22 protein-coding genes are annotated in these 17,087 nt (G+C 73.0%); 9 read left to right on the top strand and 13 right to left on the bottom strand.

All coding sequences use genetic code 11. The features are described from left to right. Positions 1-80 precede the first annotated feature (80 nt). Both HNO83_RS16440 and HNO83_RS16435 read left to right on the top strand, forming a co-directional pair. Entirely contained in the window at positions 81-359 is a 279-nt protein-coding gene (locus HNO83_RS16440) for a TetR family transcriptional regulator (RefSeq protein WP_175338611.1), read from the top strand. Between the two features lie 9 nt (positions 360-368). Beyond that, on the top strand, positions 369-902 hold the full coding sequence (locus HNO83_RS16435; RefSeq protein ID WP_175338610.1) for a hypothetical protein: 534 nt from the start codon (positions 369-371) through the stop codon (positions 900-902). Between the two features lies 1 nt (position 903). On the opposite strand, the gene HNO83_RS16430 is transcribed toward HNO83_RS16435, so the two are convergent. After that, positions 904-1,200, bottom strand: a complete 297-nt coding sequence (locus tag HNO83_RS16430) for a hypothetical protein (protein WP_175338609.1) — start codon at positions 1,198-1,200, stop codon at positions 904-906. Between the two features lie 83 nt (positions 1,201-1,283). Here HNO83_RS16430 and HNO83_RS16425 point away from each other — a divergent pair, with 83 nt between their 5' ends. Then, entirely contained in the window at positions 1,284-1,799 is a 516-nt protein-coding gene (locus tag HNO83_RS16425) for a tetratricopeptide repeat protein (RefSeq protein ID WP_175338608.1), read from the top strand. On the opposite strand, the gene HNO83_RS16420 is transcribed toward HNO83_RS16425, so the two are convergent. The 3 genes from HNO83_RS16420 to HNO83_RS16410 all read right to left on the bottom strand — a co-directional run bounded on the left by HNO83_RS16420 (position 1,796) and on the right by HNO83_RS16410 (position 4,156). Beyond that, positions 1,796-2,584: a TspO/MBR family protein gene (locus tag HNO83_RS16420; RefSeq protein WP_175338691.1), complete on the bottom strand. Its 789-nt coding sequence runs from the start codon at positions 2,582-2,584 to the stop codon at positions 1,796-1,798. The two genes, HNO83_RS16425 and HNO83_RS16420, sit on opposite strands and share 4 nt — an antisense overlap. Before the next feature lie 138 nt (positions 2,585-2,722). Beyond that, positions 2,723-3,511: a putative protein N(5)-glutamine methyltransferase gene (locus tag HNO83_RS16415; RefSeq protein ID WP_175338607.1), complete on the bottom strand. Its 789-nt coding sequence runs from the start codon at positions 3,509-3,511 to the stop codon at positions 2,723-2,725. Between the two features lie 33 nt (positions 3,512-3,544). Then, positions 3,545-4,156 (bottom strand): flavodoxin family protein, encoded by a 612-nt coding sequence (locus HNO83_RS16410; protein WP_175338606.1) that lies wholly within the window; start codon positions 4,154-4,156, stop codon positions 3,545-3,547. Positions 4,157-4,245: 89 nt separating this feature from the next. On the opposite strand from HNO83_RS16410, the gene HNO83_RS16405 reads away from it, so the two are divergent. The 6 genes from HNO83_RS16405 (at position 4,246) to HNO83_RS16380 (ending at position 8,460) form a co-directional block, all read left to right on the top strand. After that, positions 4,246-4,584 carry a hypothetical protein gene (locus tag HNO83_RS16405; protein ID WP_175338605.1) on the top strand — a complete coding sequence of 113 codons (339 nt, stop codon included), beginning with the start codon at positions 4,246-4,248 and terminating at the stop codon, positions 4,582-4,584. A gap of 85 nt (positions 4,585-4,669) precedes the next feature. Then, entirely contained in the window at positions 4,670-4,951 is a 282-nt protein-coding gene (locus tag HNO83_RS16400; RefSeq protein WP_175338604.1) for a hypothetical protein, read from the top strand. A gap of 55 nt (positions 4,952-5,006) precedes the next feature. Beyond that, positions 5,007-6,542, top strand: coding sequence for an FAD-dependent oxidoreductase (locus tag HNO83_RS16395; RefSeq protein WP_175338603.1), 1,536 nt, complete (start codon positions 5,007-5,009; stop codon positions 6,540-6,542). A 33-nt stretch (positions 6,543-6,575) separates the two neighbouring features. Next, the gene (locus HNO83_RS20470; RefSeq protein WP_249776803.1) at positions 6,576-7,241 is read left to right on the top strand and encodes a hypothetical protein; all 666 of its coding nucleotides are present in this window, start codon (positions 6,576-6,578) and stop codon (positions 7,239-7,241) included. Positions 7,242-7,304: 63 nt separating this feature from the next. After that, entirely contained in the window at positions 7,305-7,568 is a 264-nt protein-coding gene (locus tag HNO83_RS16385) for a DUF7218 family protein (RefSeq protein WP_175338602.1), read from the top strand. Between the two features lie 31 nt (positions 7,569-7,599). Further along, positions 7,600-8,460, top strand: a complete 861-nt coding sequence (locus HNO83_RS16380; protein ID WP_175338601.1) for a hypothetical protein — start codon at positions 7,600-7,602, stop codon at positions 8,458-8,460. Positions 8,461-8,538: 78 nt separating this feature from the next. On the opposite strand, the gene HNO83_RS16375 is transcribed toward HNO83_RS16380, so the two are convergent. The 9 genes from HNO83_RS16375 to HNO83_RS16335 form a co-directional block, all read right to left on the bottom strand. Further along, a complete protein-coding gene (locus HNO83_RS16375) occupies positions 8,539-9,504 on the bottom strand; it encodes a glycosyltransferase (RefSeq protein ID WP_175338600.1) in 966 nt (321 codons plus the stop codon). Next, positions 9,501-10,157, bottom strand: coding sequence for a hypothetical protein (locus tag HNO83_RS16370; RefSeq protein WP_175338599.1), 657 nt, complete (start codon positions 10,155-10,157; stop codon positions 9,501-9,503). The genes HNO83_RS16375 and HNO83_RS16370 overlap by 4 nt, the downstream gene beginning before the upstream one ends. Continuing rightward, positions 10,150-10,599: a DUF6098 family protein gene (locus HNO83_RS16365; protein WP_175338598.1), complete on the bottom strand. Its 450-nt coding sequence runs from the start codon at positions 10,597-10,599 to the stop codon at positions 10,150-10,152. The genes HNO83_RS16370 and HNO83_RS16365 overlap by 8 nt, the downstream gene beginning before the upstream one ends. Further along, positions 10,580-11,071 carry a hypothetical protein gene (locus tag HNO83_RS16360; RefSeq protein WP_249776802.1) on the bottom strand — a complete coding sequence of 164 codons (492 nt, stop codon included), beginning with the start codon at positions 11,069-11,071 and terminating at the stop codon, positions 10,580-10,582. The genes HNO83_RS16365 and HNO83_RS16360 overlap by 20 nt, the downstream gene beginning before the upstream one ends. Positions 11,072-11,156: 85 nt before the next feature. Next, positions 11,157-11,471 (bottom strand): DUF7882 family protein, encoded by a 315-nt coding sequence (locus tag HNO83_RS16355; RefSeq protein WP_175338597.1) that lies wholly within the window; start codon positions 11,469-11,471, stop codon positions 11,157-11,159. Between the two features lie 4 nt (positions 11,472-11,475). After that, positions 11,476-13,098 (bottom strand): FAD-dependent oxidoreductase, encoded by a 1,623-nt coding sequence (locus HNO83_RS16350; RefSeq protein WP_175338596.1) that lies wholly within the window; start codon positions 13,096-13,098, stop codon positions 11,476-11,478. Beyond that, complete coding sequence (locus tag HNO83_RS16345) at positions 13,095-14,366, bottom strand: 6-phospho-beta-glucosidase (RefSeq protein WP_175338595.1); 1,272 nt, start codon at positions 14,364-14,366, stop codon at positions 13,095-13,097. Before HNO83_RS16345 ends, HNO83_RS16350 begins: the two co-directional genes overlap by 4 nt. Before the next feature lie 26 nt (positions 14,367-14,392). Beyond that, entirely contained in the window at positions 14,393-15,421 is a 1,029-nt protein-coding gene (locus HNO83_RS16340; RefSeq protein WP_175338594.1) for a BadF/BadG/BcrA/BcrD ATPase family protein, read from the bottom strand. A gap of 265 nt (positions 15,422-15,686) precedes the next feature. Then, the gene (locus tag HNO83_RS16335) at positions 15,687-16,721 is read right to left on the bottom strand and encodes a LacI family DNA-binding transcriptional regulator (RefSeq protein WP_175338593.1); all 1,035 of its coding nucleotides are present in this window, start codon (positions 16,719-16,721) and stop codon (positions 15,687-15,689) included. Between the last annotated feature and the right edge of the window lie 366 nt (positions 16,722-17,087).

Raw genomic sequence — 17,087 nt, 5'->3', positions numbered from 1 at the left:
TCCATCTAACCCCCCGTCAACCCCCTGGCGGCGCGGATTTCCGCGACTAACGTGCGTGATGCTAGAGAAGGAGCCCCGCGATGACCATGACGCCCGATTTTCAGACCCCCGTCGAGGACTTCGCGCGCGAGACGGGACTCCGCCGCCCGCCGCCGATCGTATCGGGGTACATCGTGCACGCCCTCGGCCGGGACTTCCGGGTCAGCGACGAGATGGCCCGCATCTTCCTCAACCAGGTGGAGCGTGTCGCCTCGACCGACGGCTCCGCGCTGGTGGTCCTCCGCCACCGGGACGGCGTCGAGCTGCTGCTGGTCACCGACGACAACTCGTTCTCCATCCGCACCGCGACCGCCTCGTAGGCTCGTCCCGTGGACGACGGGACGGACGAGGACGCGATCGCGCACATCCACGCCGTCGTGAGGGATGCGGTCGACACGCTGGCCGCTGCAGGGGCGCGGCAGGAGGCCTTGGCCGAGCTCGTCCCGGCCCGCCGCGTCATGTTCATCCGGCGGGAGCCGGCGCTGCGGAGGATCGGCAGTGTCTGGCGGCTCGGCGTCTTCCTGCTGGACCAGGATGGCGTGCTGCGGGCGACCGGCTCGCTGGTGCGGGCGACGCCTCCCGGACGCCCTCAAGGCCTGGCGCGGTCGGTGGAGGAGCGGCGCGCGCTGCGGGCCGCGGCCCAGCGCGGCGGCTTCCGCGACGGCGAGACGGTGAACTTCGCCGCGCGGCCGATCGAGCTGGAGGCCGAGGCGCTGCGCTCGTCGGCCGGCCCGCTGTTCGTGCGCGACGGGCGAGCGCTCGTGCGCTGGAGCGCGGCGGCGGGCGACGACGCGGCGCGCGAGTTCGGCGCGTACCTCGGCGAGCGGGTGGACCTCCTGGCCCACCCGCCCGAGGGGGCCTGACTCAGGACGCCGACGCCGGAGCGGAGGAGCCGGACCCGCTCCCGCCCTTGCCGGTGACCTCGTCGATCTTGGCCGACGCCTTCTCGGTCACCTTGCTGACGGTCTCGCTGACCTTGTCGCCCACGTCGGACGCGGCGTGTCCGGCGAAGTCCTTCACGTCGCCCTTCACGTGCTGCACGGTGTCGGAGTCCGCGAACCCGCGCCACTTGGTGCGCAGATCCTCGTACGCGCCACGCCCTGCACGCGAACCGATGACGAAACCGACGGCGACCCCTGCGGCAAAGATGATGATCTTCATGGCGTGCACCGTACGCGCGAGGCGCCGGACGCGACAGGGGCGGCCAGGAACGTCGGAGCTTCGGCGGCAAGTAGGGTGATCGGATGCCGCTTACCACCGACCCCGCCCTGCTGCAGCGCCTGCGCGAGCTCTTCGAGGCGCGGGACCGCGACGACATGCAGCCGACGATCGACGCCCTCCGCGAGGTGCTCGCGGAGCACCCGGACGACCCGGACGTGCTCTACGAGGTCGGCGGCGCGTACGACACCGCGGGTGAGGAGGACACGGCCGCCGGGTTCTACGAGCGGGCCCTCGACGCGGGGCTCAGCGGCGACACCCTCCGCCGCTGCCTGCTGCAGTACGGCAGCACCCTGCGCAACCTCGGCCGCTTCGACGAGTCGCTCGCCGCGCTCGACCGGGCGCTGGAGCAGTTCCCGGAGTCGGAGTCGGTGCGCGTCTGGCACGCGCTGTCCCTGCACGCCGCCGGCCGCAGCGATGCGGCGGTGGCGGAGCTGATGGAGGTCGCGGTCGACGGCATCCGGACGCCCGATCTGCAGCGCTACCAGGCCGCGGTCCGCGGCAACGCCGAGTACCTGCGGTCGCTCGACGCGGCCCGCTAGCGTCGTCGACCGGCTCCGGGCCGGGAGACGCGCACGGCGAGCGCGACCAGCAGGATCAGCGCCGCCGCGGCGAATGCGGTGACCGCCACCGGCGCGGACGTGAGCGAGCCGGTCAGCCGGGAGACGCCGATCCACGACAGTCCCCACGCCGACGCGACGGCAGGGGCGAAGCGGCCGCCGTCCCAGATCGCGAGCGCGCATCCGATCGCCGCGAAGACGCCGAGCAGCGCGATCGCCCACGCATGCGGACTGAGCCCGAGACCGTCGAAGCCGAGTGTCATCAGCCACGACGTGACGTTCGCGACCGTGGCGATCATCACCCAGCCGAGGTACAGTCCGACAACGCCGTCGAACAGCACAGCGTCGGCGGCCGAGTCGCCGGGGTGCCGGCGGAGCACGACGAACGCCACGATCAGCACGGCGAGGAGTGCGACGATCGCGATCACCGACAGGGCGAGCGCTCCCGCCTGCACCGAGAGGATCCACGCGGCGTTCAGCAGCAGCGACGCCAGCACCCAGAAGCCCGCGCGACGCTGCCGCTCCCGCGCGGCCTGCGACGGCAGCGCCTGCCAGATCGCGTAGGCGACGAGGCCTGCGTAGATCACCGACCAGATCGCGAAGGCCGGACCGGCAGGCGCGAGAAGTGTCGCGTCCGCGCTCAGGGCGCCGCCCGCCACCTTCGGGATGGGCGTCCCGCCCGCGAATCCGGAGCCCACCACCGCGCCGATCAGCGCGACCACCGCTCCCGCGATGACAAGCGACTGCCGCACCCGGTCGAGCGCCATCACCCGCGAGCCCGCAACCGCACCGACCCTGCTCACACTCCGCACCGTAGCCCTCCCTCCGCCCGCCGTCGAGTCCGCGAAGAGTGCACGCGACACGCCGCGTGGCCGTGCAGTCTTCGCGGACTCGACGGTGGAGGGTCAGCGCGGGAGGCGGGCCAGCACGAGGGTGGAGGCCCGGGAGGGGGTGGAGTGGACGCGCGCGATGAGGCCCGCGGCGGCGAAGAGGGCGGCGGAGGCGGGGGCCTGCCGTGCACTCGCCTCGATGAGGAGCGCGCCGTGCGGGGAGAGCCAGTCCGCCGCCTCCGCGGCGATCCGCCGGTGCAACTCGAGGCCGTCGGCGCCGCCGTCGAGCGCGACGGCCGGCTCGTGGTCACGCGCCTCCGGGGGCATGAGCGCGATCTCGTCGGTCGGGACGTACGGTGCGTTCACGGCGAGCACATCCACCCGGCCGCGCAGCGTCGGGGGCAGCGCAGAGAACAGGTCGCCCTCGAAGACGTGCGCGGGCTCCAGGTTGCGCCGGGCGCAGCGCACGGAGGCGGCGTCGATGTCCGCCGCGAACAGCTCGGCCGCCGGGACGCGCGCGGCGACGACCGCCCCGATCGCACCGGCGCCGCAGCACAGGTCGACGACGGTCGCGGCGCCCTCGCGTACCACGGCGTCCGCGGCGAGCGCCGCTGCACGCAGGGCCAGCAGCTCGGTGCGACGGCGCGGGACGAAGACGCCGGGATCGACGTGGATGCGCATCCCGCAGAACTCCACCCAGCCGATCAGCGGCTCCAACGGCTCCCCCGCGATGCGCCGTGAGACGAGCGCCTCCAGCTCCTCCGGCGAGGCCGCCGCCTCGGTCAGCAGCCGCGCCTCGTCCTCGGCGAAGACGCATCCCGCCGCGCGCAGGCGCGCGACGATCTCTGGCTCGGGTGTCGGCACCCGGCCAATGCTAGCCGCGGGCGACCGCGAGGCTCAGTACGGCCGCTCGCGGAGCAGCCGGGCGAGATGGGCCGCGTTCTTCGCCACGACGGCCGTCGTGCCCGCGGTCGCCTCCGGCGTCTCGTCCAGGTCCTTGTAGTCGACGGAACCCATCGCCTCGCCGTTCCAGTAGGTGGCGCCCTGCGAAGGGATGGAGAACCCGACATCGTTGAGGCCCTGGAACACGTCGGCGATGATCGCGTGCGCGCCGTCCTCGTTGCCGACCACCCCGACGATCCCGACCTTGCCCTCGACGACCGGCCGGCCGTTCTCATCCGTCTCGGACAACTCGGCGTCGAGGCGTTCGAGCGCACGCTGCGCGATGGAGGAGAGGTGCCCCATCCAGGTCGGGGTGACGATCAGCAGGATGTCGGACGCGATGATCTGCTCCCGGATGTGCGGCCACTGGTCGCCGTCGCCCTCGTCGAGCTCGACGCCGGGCTTGATGTCGTAGTCGGCCAGCCGCACGGCGGTCCCGGTGACGTCGTGGGTGGCGAGCTCGTCGAGCACCTGGCGGGCGAGCAGCTGGCTGCTGGACTCGCCGGGCGACGGCTTCAGCGTGCAGACGAGGGCGAGTGCGGAGAGTGGGCGGGTGTCATCGGTCATGCTGCGCAAGTGAACGCGCGGCCGCCGCGATCTGCAAGGGAGGGGCTCCCCTCCTTGACGAGACGCCCAGGTGCCCGTATGGGTTGTGTATGAAGCGCATCCACTATGCGAGCGGCTCCCTCCTGACCGGAGACGAGATCGCCGACGTCCTCGTGCGCTTCGCCGCCGCGCTGGCGCACAACAACGCTGCGGCCGAAGTCCGCGCGCCCGCCGTCGTCGACAGCGGAGCGAGGGGCGAGGTCCTCTTGCTCCTCGGTCCCGCCAGTCAGATGCTGGCCGAGGACGAGGCGTTCGGAGGCGACGAACTGCGCGACGAACCGTTCGTCGCGGAGTTCGAGCAGCGCATCGCCGCCCTCGGGCCGCACCGCGCGACCTACGTCGAGAACGGGACGGAGGACGTCGCCGACCTCGACATCGACCTGCTCTGAAATCGGCCCGGATACACGGCTGCACTGGAACAACCCGTCAGTCCGCGTACTATCAGCCAAGATAAGCGACGACCGGGGAGAGGTAATGCAGGTGTTCCACGTCTACATCGACGACCTGAGATTCACCTTCGTCGATCGCGCGCCCGTCGAGGAGCTCAAGGCCGCAGTGGTGGAGGCGAGCCGGAGCGACGGCGACTTCGTCGCCATCTCGCAGTCCAGCAGGCCGCCGAGCGAGATCTTCGTCACCAGCCAGACCCGTGTCCGCATCGAGACCGCCACCATCCCGAGGGATCCGGTCTCCTCGGGGGCGGCGAGCGGCGAGGACGACGACGACGCCTTCTGGTTCGACTTCGACTCCCTGGCCTGAACCGGCCTGAAGTCAACCGCTTCCCACGGCGGCCCGGCGGGTGGATGCTCATCCCATGCCGACGACGTCCCTCTGGCTCGAGACCTCCCCGCCCATCGCCACCGACACCTTCGAGTGGGACGGGCAGTACGACACGATCGTGGTCGGCGCCGGCCTGACCGGGCTCGCCACCGCTCTCATGCTCGCGCGCTCGGGAATGCGCGTGCTGGTGCTGGAGGCGCGGACGGTCGGCGCCGTCACCACGGGCAACACCACGGGCAAGGTGAGCCTGCTGCAGGGCACGACGCTCTCGTCGATCCGCCGGCACGCCTCCGAGTCGGTGCTGTGCGCCTACGTCGACGGCAACGCCGCCGGTCAGGGCTGGCTGCTCGATTTCCTGGAGGAGCAGCGCGTGCCGTTCGACGTGCGCGAAGCCGTCACCTACGCGACCACCCTCGACGGCCTCGACAAGCTGGATGCGGAACTCGCGGCCGCCCGCGTGGCCGGCCTCGACGTGACCCAGGAACGCACCGCCGAGCCTCCCTTCGAGGTCGAGGGCGCGCTCACCCTGGCGGGCCAGGCGCAGGTGCATCCGCTGCGTGTCCTGGCCGCGCTCGCCGCGGAGCTCCGCCGGCTCGGCGGCCGGATCGTGGAGGGCGAACGCGTGACCGACGTGTCGGCGTCGAAACCTGCCGTCGTCACGAGCACCTCCGGCACGTCGCGTGCCGAGCAGGTCGTCCTGGCAACCGGGACACCCATCCTCGACCGCGGCCTCTACTTCGCGAAGGTCGAGCCGACACGGTCGTACGTGACGGCCTTCCGGGTGCCCGGCGGCATCCCGCGCGCGATGTACCTGTCCGCCGACTCGCCTGCCCGATCGCTGCGCACCGCGACGGCGTCCGACGGGAGCGAGCTGCTGCTGGTCGGCGGGAACGGGCATCCCGTCGGCCGGGCCGACTCGCCCGCGGAGCAGCTCGCGGATCTGACGGCCTGGGCCGAGCGCATGTTCCCCGGAGCCGAGCGGACGCACTGGTGGGCCGCGCAGGACTACCGATCGGCGAACCGCGTGCCCTTCGTCGGCTGGCTGCCGCGGGGCCGCGGCCGCGTCTACCTCGCCACCGGCTACGACAAGTGGGGGATGACGAACGCGATCGCGTCCGCCCTGAGCCTGACGGCAGACCTGACCGGTGAGACGCTGGAGTGGTCGCGCGTCCTGCACCACCGCGTGACGCGCCCGGTGGACATCGCCTCCGGGGTGGCCATGAACGCCGGCGTCGGCAAGGCCGCGATCAGCGAGTGGGCCTCGGCGCAGACCGCGAAGGAGCTCGGCGACGAGCCGGTCCCGGAGGGGACGGGGACGGTGGGTCGCCGGGGGAGGACGCCCGTCGGCGTCTCCACGGTCGATGGCACGACCTGCGCGCTGACCGCGGTCTGCACCCACCTCGGAGGCGTCGTCCGCTGGAACGATGCGGAGCTGTCGTGGGACTGCCCGCTGCACGGCTCGCGCTTCGCGGCGGACGGGTCCGTGCTGGAAGGACCGGCCACGCAACCCCTCGCGCCCGCGCCCTCCACACGCGTGGAGGAGTCCACCCGCGACGGCGCAGCACCCTAGTCAGGGGCTTCCCGGCGGGAGTAGGGTCGCCGCATGACGACTCCAGACGACGAGAGCACGCCGCGCCCCGCCGGACCTGCGGGGGCAGGCGAGCCGACCCCGCCGCCCGCACCGGAGCCGATCGCACCGGAGCCGGCCGCCCCGGAGCCGACCGCCCCGGCCGCAGGCCAGGGGCTCCCCTCCGCTCCTCCGCCGCCCGACTACCCGGCTGCCGGGACCGGCGTCCCCGCGACTCCCGTGGCCGTCGGCGAGCCGCCCCGTACCGTGAACATCGCGTTCTGGCTGTACGTGGTCGGCGCCGCGCTGAGCGTCGTGAGCGGCATCATCACGATCGCCACGATCGGATCGACGCGCGACGCCGCCCTCGAGCAGATCCGCAACTCCCCGCAGGCGAACGGCCAGAACATCCAGTCGCTCGCCGACGCCGCGATCGCCTTCGCCGTGGGGTTCACGGTGGTCACGCTGATCTTCTGGGCCGTGGTGTTCGTGCTGTTCGCCTTCTTCATGCGCCGCGGCGCCAACTGGGCCCGCATCGTCCTGACGGTGCTCACCGCCCTGTCGCTGCTCAACGTCCTCGCCGGATACGGCGTCGGCTTCCTGCAGTTCGCCGCGACGGTGGTGGCCCTCGTGCTGATCTGGCTGCGCCCGTCCAACGAGTACTTCGCGGCGGTCCGGGCGTCGAAGGCGCCGCGGGCCTGACACCCGCCTGACACGGGGCAGCCTCCGGCGTACCGTTCCTGCCAGCAACGGAAGGAGCGGAACATGCCAGGCAAACAGCCGCAGCTGAAAGACCGGGAGCTCTACGAGAAGCTGCGCGACGAGGGGGACTCGAAGCAGAAGGCGGCTCGCATCTCCAACGCCGCCGCGGCCCGCGGGCGCTCGTCCGTGGGCCGCAAGGGCGGCGACTCGGGCTCGTACGAGGACTGGACCGTGCCGGAGCTGAAGAAGCGCGCCAAGGAGCTGGGCCTCACCGGCTACTCCAAGAAGAACAAGGGCGAGCTCGTGAAGGAGCTCCGCAACCACTGAGCGGACGCCGCGCCGCGCGTACACTCGCCGCATGGACCTCCGGGACGTCGCAGGCGAGCTGTACGCCGCGGCGCCCGCCGACTTCATCGCGAAGCGCAACGCTGCGGCCGCCGAGGCCGACCGGTCGACGGCGAAGCAGATCAAGACGCTCCGGAAGCCGTCCGCGTCCGCCGCGGCGATCAACGCTCTGGTGCGCGAGCATCCCGACCTCGTGGGCGACGTGCTCGACATCGGCTCCCGGATGCGCGACGCGTTCGCCTCGCGGGACCGCGCCGAGATCCGCGCGCTCACCCAGGAGCGGCAGCGGCTGCTGCAGCGCGCCACGGACGGGCTCGACCTCAGCCCGGCCGTCCAGCGCGAGGTGGAGGAGACGCTGCAGGCGGCGGTGATCGATCCGGCCGCCGCGGCCGCGGTGCGGAGCGGGATGCTGGTGCGCGCCCTCGAGTCCACCGGCCTGGAGCAGGTGGACGTGTCGGACGCGGTGGCGCTGCCGGTCGAGGTCGAGGACTTCCCGGCGCCGAACCCGCGACGGAGGAAGGCAGCGACGGCGGAGCGGGCGGAGGCGTCTGAGGCGGAGGAGCGGTCCGAGGCGGAGGAGCCGGCCGAGACGCCGGGCGAGCGCCGGGAACGTCAGCGCCGCCTCCGCGCCGCCGAGAAGGATCTCGAGCGCGCAAGGTCCGACGCCGAGGCGACGGAGGATGAACTGGACGAGACCGTCGACCGCCGCGGCGACCTCGAGGCCGAGCGCGACCGCCTGCAGCGGAAGCTCCAGCGCGTGGTGGACGACCTCACCGAGACCCGGGCCGCGGAGCGGTCGCTGCGGGCACGCCTCACCGACGCGCAGCGCGCGGTCCGCGAGGCCGAGCGCGCGCTCCGCGACGCCCGCGACTGACCGCGTCCCGCCGCCACTCGTCACGAATCGCGCCCATTCGTCACGAAGAGCGCCCATTCGTGACGAATGGCGGCGCGGTCACGCGACCCAGTGGGCGAGGAGATCGTCCCAGTCGGACTGGAACCGTGCCAGGCCGAAGCGCTCGAGGGCCCACTCCCGGCCGCGAGCTCCCGCCTCCGCGCCGCGGGACGGATCGTCCACGAAGGCGCGCACGGCGTCGTGGAGCTCGGCGAGGTCCGTCGAGATCGCCCCGACGCCCGGCACCACGGCCCGCCGCGCGTCCGTCGTGTCCAGCGCCACCACCGGGATGCCCGCGGTCATCGACTCCAGCAGCGACAGCCCGAGCGACGTCCAGCGGTTGGGGTGCACGTACACGCGGCGGCGGCCGACCTCCGTGAACAGCCGCGGCGCCTCGAGGTCGCCCGCGGCGGCGACACGGTCCGGGCCGACCCCGAGGGCCTGGGCGAGACCGTCCGCCTGCATCCCGAACACGTCGACCGGGGCGACGGCGGCGAACCCGCCGAGCAGGTCCGATCCCGTCACCCGCCAACGACGGACCGGCTCGTTGATGACCGCAGCCGCCCGCGGCAGCTCGCCCGTGAAACGGTTGCCGTAGTCCATGACACCGTGCTCGATCACGCGCGTGCGCGTCGACCCGGTGTCCCAGAACAGCGCGTTGAAGTGCGTGACGTGCGCGATCAGCACGTCGGACCGGTCCGCGAGCGGATGACGCGACTGAGGCACCCCCTCCTGCGGCGTGTTGTGCTCGACGAACACCACCGGCACATCCACGCCCGGGCGGCGGCCGGTGAGCCGCTCGACCAGCTCGAACTCCTCCAGCCGCTGCAGCACGACCGCGTCGAACGGCGTCTCCGCCAGCTGCCCCTCCGGCACGTCGACCACGTTCGCGGGCCAGTCGCGCGCACCGACCCCGCCGTCGCCATTCGCGTCGACGGGCAGCAGGGAGGTGTGCCGCCCGCGCACGAACGCGTCCATCCAGCCGCCGTGGACCTGCCACACCAGCAGCCGCAGGGCGCGACTCACAGGTGCGACCCGGAGCCCGGGTGGCCGAGCTCCAGCGGGCCGGTCAGCGGCGGCGGCTCCTGGTCCTGCCCGGCGGCGACCCCGGCGTGCGTGTGGCCCGCGACCCCGTGCGCGGCGGTGTGCGGCTCCTTCTGCGGGCACAGCTTGCCGCAGTACGGGCAGATGTAGCCGTCGCCCATCCGGGCCTCGCAGTCCAGCCGGTAGTCGAGCAGGTCGCCGTCGCCCGCCAGCACGAACTCGACGAACGCCGGGCGTTCGAGCGACGGGATCGGGATGCGCATCCGCTCGAACGGACGCCCCTCGTCGTTCAGCGGCACCCACAGCTTCTCCGGCATCGGGCCGAACACCGACCCGGCCTTGTCCACCCGGGCGGGCGTGTGATCCTCGCGGACGTGCAGGATGTGGCCCTCGCGGATCATGTCGCGGGGGAGCGCCTGATACAGCTCCGGCACCCCGTAGGCGATCGCGCCGCGGCGCAGCCGCGAGAAGCCCTCCTCGGAGTCGTCGCCCATCACGACGAACGGCGGCGCCTCCGGCCGGCGGAGCACGATGGCGGTCCCGCCCGAAGGCCCGTCGGAGATGAGCTGCAGCACGGCCGTCGCGTCCACCCGGGTGATCGGGGCCGCGCCCTCCACGCCGACCCGCTCAGGCATGCGCCACCGCGACCTGCTCCGCCTCCCGCCGGCCGAGCTCCGCGTCGAAACGCGCACCCCAGACCCGGTCCGCCTGCTCGATGAGGCACTCGGCGAGCCGACCGACCACCTCGATGTCGGCGACCAGCGCCTCGCCCTCCGGGCCCGTTCCTGCCCGTCGTCCGCGCAGGAGCCACGCGAACCGCTCCTGTCGTGCGCCGTCCACCGGCGCGTGCCGCGGCGCGGGGAGGCGCGTCAGCTGGCGGGCGATCCACTCGGCGCGGGGAAGCGTCCACCAGGGTTCCGGGTCGAGCGGATGCGCCACCAGCCCCGGCAGCGGCAGGCCGCTCTCGGCATCGACCGAGCCGGCCTCCACGTCGGCGGAGTAGCCGGCCGAGAACCGGACGTACAGCCCGGTTCCGTCGTCGAGCAGCCGCTCGACCTCAGAGAGCTGATAGAGCACGGGAACCTCCGGTCGGGACGGCGTCGTGCTGCTGCACGACGCGGTAGCGGCACTCCATGCGGGTGCGCGACACGAGCTCGAACTCGTGCCACGAGGGCCGGTCGAGCGAGGGGATGGGCACGCGCACGCGGGCAGGCGGCGCGCCGCCCGCATCGAGCGGCACGAACACGACGACGTCGGTCGCACCGAAGACCGAGGCCGAGCAGGCGAACCGCGCCTGCTCGAAGCGTGCGGGATCCACCACGACGGCGGGGTCGGACTCCACGGGGAAGTCGTCGCGCGGCTGCTCCCGGTACGGTTCGGCGACGCCGTGCGCGCCCGGTCCGCGGCGCATCCGCACGAACACTTCGCGGCCGCCGAAGACGTCGAGCCGGAGCGACGACGGGACCGGCCCATCGGTCAGCACGGCGACGGGTGTGCGCGCACGCCTCGGCAGCATCATCAGGACTGCTGTCGCTGTCATCTCGCCCATAGAAGCAAGCTAGAGCCGCTTCTCCCCGAAGGCAGGGGCTTGACGAGCGGTGGGAGAGGTGCGGACGAACAGCGCGGTCCGCCCGTCAGGGCAGGTGGCGCGCGACCTCGTCCTCCTGCATGATCACCATGCCGCCGGTTCGCTGCGACGTGTGCATCAGCGCCTCGAGCCACTGCGGGTTGATCGCGGGCGGGCGGCTCCCGCTGAACTGGAACGACAGCGGCACCTCACGGCTGATCCAGAGCGACACCCGGCCGGAGCCCTGCTCCACCGGCACATCCCAGTTCAGCAGGAAACTCTCATGCCGTCGCAGCTTGGCGACGATCGCCAGCTTGACGTGACTGAGCACGCGGTCGTCCAGGTCGTACTCCTGACCGGCCCCGTAGACGAGTTTTCCCATCCCCTCATAGTGCCTGATCGCTGCACAGAAATCCTCTCGTGTCAGGGGGATTGACACCGGTATCAGACCGTGGTTGTGCGGGCGTCAGAACCTGACCTGCCGCCCGGAGCGCGTCCGTCAGGCGGTCGATCGGCACGTCATGCGCGGCCGCTCCGGCGGACGCCGCCATCGCTGCAGCCGTCCCCGCCGCCTGACCGAGCATCATGTACTGCGGTTCCATGCGCACCGAGGCGAACGCGACCGCGGAGGCGGACAGGCACACCGGCACCAGCAGGTTCGCCGCGGCCGCACGCTTCGGCAGCAGCGACGCGTACGGGATGCCGTAGACCGGCACCGGGACCGACAGGTACCCCTCGGTGAACACCGAGCCGATCGGCTCCGGGTGCTCGTACACCCAGCGCCAGACCCGCTGCACCTCGCGGATGTCGATGTGGTACGACCCGAGCGCGACCGTATCCGCGGGAAGGGCGCCGGCGAGCAGGTCGCGCTCGGTCAGCACACGTTCGCCCACCATCCGCCGCGCCTCCCGCACGTACAGCTGGTGCGGCAGGTGCCCGGTGTCGGCGAACTCGCCGCGCGGCAGGCCCCAGCGGGAGAGCTCGCGGCGGATCGACGCCGGCACGGCCGGGTCGTGCGAGAGGAAGTACAGGAAGCCGCGGGTGTGAGCGATGTGGTGCCAACGGAGCTGCTCGCGCCGCTCGGGCGCGGCGTCCGGATACTCCCACGCCGAGCCGTCGAGCACGCTGAGCGAGACGGGTCCGAGGGAGTTGCCGTCGGCCATCCCGCCCGGCAGGTTCGGCTCGAGGCCGAGCATCCGCCCGGCGGTCCGCTCGACGCCCTCACGCCGGTCGCGCGCGAACAACCGTCGCGCCAGCTCCCAGTACGCCTCGTCGTAGTCGTCCGGCCGGTCGAACGGGATGCGGTCCGCCGCGGTCGTCAGGCACACCCGGAAGCCGTACGACATCACGCCGCCGTCGCCCTCCCCGAGCGCGGCGAGTGGACGGTCGTGCAGCTGGGCGAGGATCGATCCTTCCGTGCGCCCGGTCGGGTCGCCGGCGAAGGGCGAGACCCAGGGCGGCATGTTGTGCATCCCGGGCAGCAGCTCCTGCCGCCCGGCGAAGCGCTCGCCGTGCAGGGAGCGGTCCTCGCGGCCGACCCGGTACGGCACCCCCGCGGCCGCCATCAGATCGCCTTCGTACCCCGCGTCGACGAACACGGCGCCCTCGATGCGTTCGCCTGCGCCGACCGTCATGACCCGGAGCTCGCGGCCGTCGCGACCCTCGGCCGTCTCGACGCCGAGCAGCGGCGCCTCGAAGAGCACCTCGACGCCCGCCTGCTCCAGCCAGCGGCGGAAGATCGCCTCCGCGACGTGCGGCTCGGGTCCCGCGTACCGCCCGGGCGCGACCCCGTAATGGTCGGCGATGTCGGTACGCAGGCGGGCGGCGGCACCGCCCAGCGCGCGCACGTCGCCGACGTCGGTGTAGCCGAGGCCGCCCGAGGTCATCCCGCCCAGGTGCCTGCCCGGCTCCACCAGCAGAGCCGACGCGCCCGCCTGCGCCGCCGCGACGGCCGCCGCCACGCCTGCGGACGTCGCTCCGTAGACGACGACCTCGGCCGAGCGCGTCATCGAGTCGACGCGGCGAACTGCGGAAGCAGGTCGCCGCCGGTCGCGAACAGGCCCTCCTCCAGGGCGGTCACGCGGTCCCACTGCCCGACCAGTGGATGCGCGAGCAGCGCCATCCGCACCAGGCGCCGGTCACCGGTCACCGCGGCCCGCGCCGCCAGCCGCTCGTACGAGCTGACGTGCTGGATGAGCCCGAGCAGTTCGGGCGCGACGGGCTCCTGCGGCAGCGGGGTGGCGCCGGAGGCATCCACCCGGCACAGGGTCTCCACCACGTCATCGTCGGCGAGGCCGGGGATCAGCCCGCGGTTGCGCACATTGACGACGTGGTGGTCGCCGGTGCCCGCCACGAGCGACGCCAGCAACGCGGTCGCCGCCTCGCTGTAGAACGCGCCGCCGCGCGCCCCCAACTGCGGCGGCTTCGTGTCGACGGACGGGTCGGCGTAGAGGGCGAGCAGCTCACGCTCCACATCGGCGACGACGGTCGCGCGCGGGGTCGAGGCGCGCAGCTCCGCCACCGTCGCATCGTGCGCGTAGTAGTACTTCAGGTAGTAGGAGGGCAGCACGCCCAGGTCGCGGATCAGCTCGGCCGGAACGCCACCCCGCCGGCCCAGGTCGTCGGCGCGTTCCTCGATCATCCCGGGCAGCACATCCACGCCGTCGACGCGGATGTGGCGCACCCAGGAGAGGTGGTTGAGCCCGACCGGGTCCACCTCGACGCGGTGCGGCTCCACCCCGCGCTCCCGGGCGATCCAGCGCTGGACGCCGATCGCGAAGTTGCACAGGCCGATCGCCTTGTGCCCGTCGTCGAGCAGCGCCCGCGTGTTGATGCCGACCGGGTTGGTGAAGTCGACGATCCAGGCCCCCGGGTTGGCGCGCTCTCGCGCCTCCCGGGCGATGTCCAGCACCACGGGGACGGTGCGCAGCCCCTTCGCGAGACCGCCCGCCCCGGTGGTCTCCTGGCCGACGCAGCCGCAGGCCAGCGGGAACAGTTCGTCCTGAAGCCGTGCCTTCTGGCCGCCGACGCGCAGCTGGATGAGGACCGCGTCCGACCCCTCGATCGCCGCCGTGCGGTCGGTGGTGAGGGTGACCGGGACATCGGCGCCCTGGCGTGCCAGCATCCTGCGCACCATGCCGCCGACGATCTCCAGGCGCGGGCCGTCCAAGTCCATCAGCCACAGCTCGTCGACGGTGAGGCGTTCGCGCTCGTTCCACAGGCCGGAGATGAGCTCGGGCGTGTAGGTGGAGCCGGCGCCGATGACGGTGATCTTCATGGCAGGACCTTTCGTTCACGGGTGGATCAGGATGCGGACTCCTCGCGCAGCGCGCGAACCAGTCCGTCGACGGGGCGGAACGCGAGCGGACGGGGGTCGAAGCCGTGGGAGCGCAGGGCGTCGGAGACCAGGGCGCGGAAGGTATCGTCGGCGAACATGCCGCCGGCGAGGACGGCGGGGGTTCCGGGTGGGATCGGGGAGGCTGCCGACGCGTCGGGTGCGGCCCACTCGACGCCCGTCGCACTTGCGGGCGGCATGGCGCCTGCTCCCCACGCTGCGCGGACGACGACGCCCGCGATGCCGACGGCCTCGCTCGCGGCTCGGGCGACCAGATCGCGGGCGACCGCGTCGCCGTCGGCCGCCGCCCGGGCGACGACCGCGGCGAGGGTGCCGACCTCGCGAGAGGAGACGGCACCGTCTCGGATGCGGCGGGCGAGGTCGACCGTGTCGGGGGCGTCCGTTGCGGCGAGGACGAGGTCTCGAAGCCGGGTCGCGGGCCCGCGGCCGTCCTCGGCGCGTGCGGCGGCGCGGACGGCCTCCCGGCCGAGCTCGTCGCCTCCGCCCCAGTCGCCGCTCACCCAGCCGAGCGCGGGGACCGTGGCGAGACCGTTCGGGCCGCGGGCGACCGCGTTCAGGCCGGCGCCGCTCACGATCGTGAGGGCGTGGCCGAGGCCGGCCCCGGCGTCCAGTACGGCCACCGCGTCGCCCGCGACGTCGATGCGCGCGTTCGGGAAGAGCCGGGCGAGCGCATCCCGGTGGCCGACCTCGTCGCCGGGGAGGTCGAGGCCGGCGACCGCGGAGGATACGCGGACGACGCGGCTGGGAAGGATGCTCTGCTCCTTGAAGACCGTCGTGACCGCGGCGACGACGGCGTGAGGTCCGGCTCCGCTGCCCGGCCCGATCGCTCGCGCCAGCTCCTGCAGGCCGCCACCGAGCCGACGGCCCAGGACGACGACCTCGGTCTTGGAGTTGCCGCCGTCGATGGCGACCGCCAGGCCGGATTCGCGGGGTTCGTGCGTTGGGGTGGTCAGCGTCGGTCCTTTCGCCGCTGACATCCTGCCGCAAATATGGGATCGTTTCCACCCTGGGTGGTCGGCTGGCCGTCCGGGCGGCGATAGCACCGACCCAGCCGACGGCCTGGCGCGTCGGCGAGAGCGCGCCCGGCCGCGGTCGAACCGTCGGCTGAGGCGCGCGCGGCGCCGCGGTCGACCCCTCGGCTAGAGCGCGCGGCGCCGCGATCGACCCGTGGGCTGAAGGGCGCGCGGCGCCGCGGACGATCCGTCCGCTAAAGCGCGCCCGGCGCCGCGGCAGCCCCGTCGGCTAGAGCGCGCGCGGCGCCGCGGTCGACCCGCGGGGCAGCACCTGCGCCTCCAGCACGATCGTCTCAGGCGCCGCCGCGGGATCCTTCAGCCGGCGCAACAGGCGGTCGAGGGCTGTCTCACCCAGCGACACGGCGTCCTGGGCGACGGCGGTGATTCCGGGGCTGACCATGCTCATCCACTCGGAGTCGTCGAACGAGACGACGCTGACATCCTCGGGGATGCGCAGCCCCAGGTCGTTCGTCGCCCGCCAGACGCCCTCCGCCAGCAGGTTGTTGGCGGCGAAGATCGCGGTCGGGTGGTCGCGTCGGGCCAGGATGTCGATCGCGGACTTGCGGGCACCGTCCGCATCCCAGCCCGCCGCGATGACGAGGGAGGGGTCCGCTGCGATGCCGGAGCCCTCCAGGGAGCTGCGGTAGCCGGCGGCGCGCTCGCCGCCGGTGGTCCAGGTCGTCTCGTCGATGAACAGCGCGATGCGGCGGTGACCGAGGTCGATGAGGTGATCCGTCATCCGACGCGCCACGCCCGCGTTGTCGATGATGACCGCGTCGCACTTGCCCGCCGAGAACTGCCGGTCGGCCTCGATCACAGGGATGTGCTGGCGCATGAGGTAGTCGGTGACGTCGCCGGACAGCGGGGTGACGACCACGCCCGCGACGCGAGTCGCGACGAAAGCCTTCGCCGCATCCATCTCCGCCTCGGTGGACCCTTGGTCGTCGACGAGCATCATGGTGTAGCCCTCGCGGCGGGCGCGGGCGGCGATGCCGGCGGCGAGATCGGCGTAGAAGGCATTCCGGAGGTCGGAGACGAGCACGCCGATCGTGCGGCTGTCCTGCTTGCGGAGACTGCGGGCCATCGCGTGCGGGACGTACCCGAGCGACTCGGCGGCGGCGAGCACCCGCTCGCGGACCCCGGCGGCGACATATCCCTCGCCGCTCAGCGCACGGGATGTGGTCGATTGCGACACCCCCGCGGCGAGTGCGACATCCTTCAGCGTCGCGCGCCGCGGAACCCCGTCCGCCTCGTTCTCGATCATGGCACCCTTCCCACGGGCGCCGGAGCGCCGGACGCCCGGCGAATCCACACTAGTGCGCGTCGCGGCGCCCCGCTGCCCTCCCCATCCGGGGCGCGTCCCGCTCCCGCTCGCGGCCGCCGAGTTGCGCGTCGTGGCGGCTGCCCGGGCCGAATGGCCACGACAAGGCGCGACTCGCCGCTGCGAGCGCGGCGCCGGGCCGCCTCCGAAGTGAGCGATCGAACGTTCGATTCTCCTGCGTAGCCGACTCCAGTCGGAGATTCGGACCGCCCACGTTCGAATCTCCGACGGAGGCGGAGGCGGAGGCGGAGATGGAGACGGGGGCGGGGCGGCGGAGGCGGAAACGGAGGCGACGGTGGAGGCGGGGCC

The sequence above is a fragment of the Leifsonia sp. C5G2 genome (assembly GCF_013359685.1).
GTDB lineage: Bacteria > Actinomycetota > Actinomycetes > Actinomycetales > Microbacteriaceae > Leifsonia.
Note: the sequence above shows the minus strand (reverse complement) of the source record. Positions and strands in the feature narration are given on the sequence as shown.

Coding starts and splice junctions, on each gene's coding strand:
- HNO83_RS16350 (WP_175338596.1), bottom strand. CDS start 13,098: ATGACGCGCTCGGCCGAGGTCGTCGTCTACGGAGCGACGTCCGCAGGC.
- HNO83_RS16370 (WP_175338599.1), bottom strand. CDS start 10,157: ATGCCTGAGCGGGTCGGCGTGGAGGGCGCGGCCCCGATCACCCGGGTG.
- HNO83_RS16405 (WP_175338605.1), top strand. CDS start 4,246: ATGAAGCGCATCCACTATGCGAGCGGCTCCCTCCTGACCGGAGACGAG.
- HNO83_RS16425 (WP_175338608.1), top strand. CDS start 1,284: ATGCCGCTTACCACCGACCCCGCCCTGCTGCAGCGCCTGCGCGAGCTC.
- HNO83_RS16335 (WP_175338593.1), bottom strand. CDS start 16,721: ATGATCGAGAACGAGGCGGACGGGGTTCCGCGGCGCGCGACGCTGAAG.
- HNO83_RS16430 (WP_175338609.1), bottom strand. CDS start 1,200: ATGAAGATCATCATCTTTGCCGCAGGGGTCGCCGTCGGTTTCGTCATC.
- HNO83_RS16420 (WP_175338691.1), bottom strand. CDS start 2,584: ATGGCGCTCGACCGGGTGCGGCAGTCGCTTGTCATCGCGGGAGCGGTG.
- HNO83_RS16410 (WP_175338606.1), bottom strand. CDS start 4,156: ATGACCGATGACACCCGCCCACTCTCCGCACTCGCCCTCGTCTGCACG.
- HNO83_RS16380 (WP_175338601.1), top strand. CDS start 7,600: ATGGACCTCCGGGACGTCGCAGGCGAGCTGTACGCCGCGGCGCCCGCC.
- HNO83_RS20470 (WP_249776803.1), top strand. CDS start 6,576: ATGACGACTCCAGACGACGAGAGCACGCCGCGCCCCGCCGGACCTGCG.
- HNO83_RS16340 (WP_175338594.1), bottom strand. CDS start 15,421: ATGTCAGCGGCGAAAGGACCGACGCTGACCACCCCAACGCACGAACCC.
- HNO83_RS16385 (WP_175338602.1), top strand. CDS start 7,305: ATGCCAGGCAAACAGCCGCAGCTGAAAGACCGGGAGCTCTACGAGAAG.
- HNO83_RS16400 (WP_175338604.1), top strand. CDS start 4,670: ATGCAGGTGTTCCACGTCTACATCGACGACCTGAGATTCACCTTCGTC.
- HNO83_RS16345 (WP_175338595.1), bottom strand. CDS start 14,366: ATGAAGATCACCGTCATCGGCGCCGGCTCCACCTACACGCCCGAGCTC.
- HNO83_RS16355 (WP_175338597.1), bottom strand. CDS start 11,471: ATGGGAAAACTCGTCTACGGGGCCGGTCAGGAGTACGACCTGGACGAC.
- HNO83_RS16440 (WP_175338611.1), top strand. CDS start 81: ATGACCATGACGCCCGATTTTCAGACCCCCGTCGAGGACTTCGCGCGC.
- HNO83_RS16360 (WP_249776802.1), bottom strand. CDS start 11,071: ATGGGCGAGATGACAGCGACAGCAGTCCTGATGATGCTGCCGAGGCGT.
- HNO83_RS16395 (WP_175338603.1), top strand. CDS start 5,007: ATGCCGACGACGTCCCTCTGGCTCGAGACCTCCCCGCCCATCGCCACC.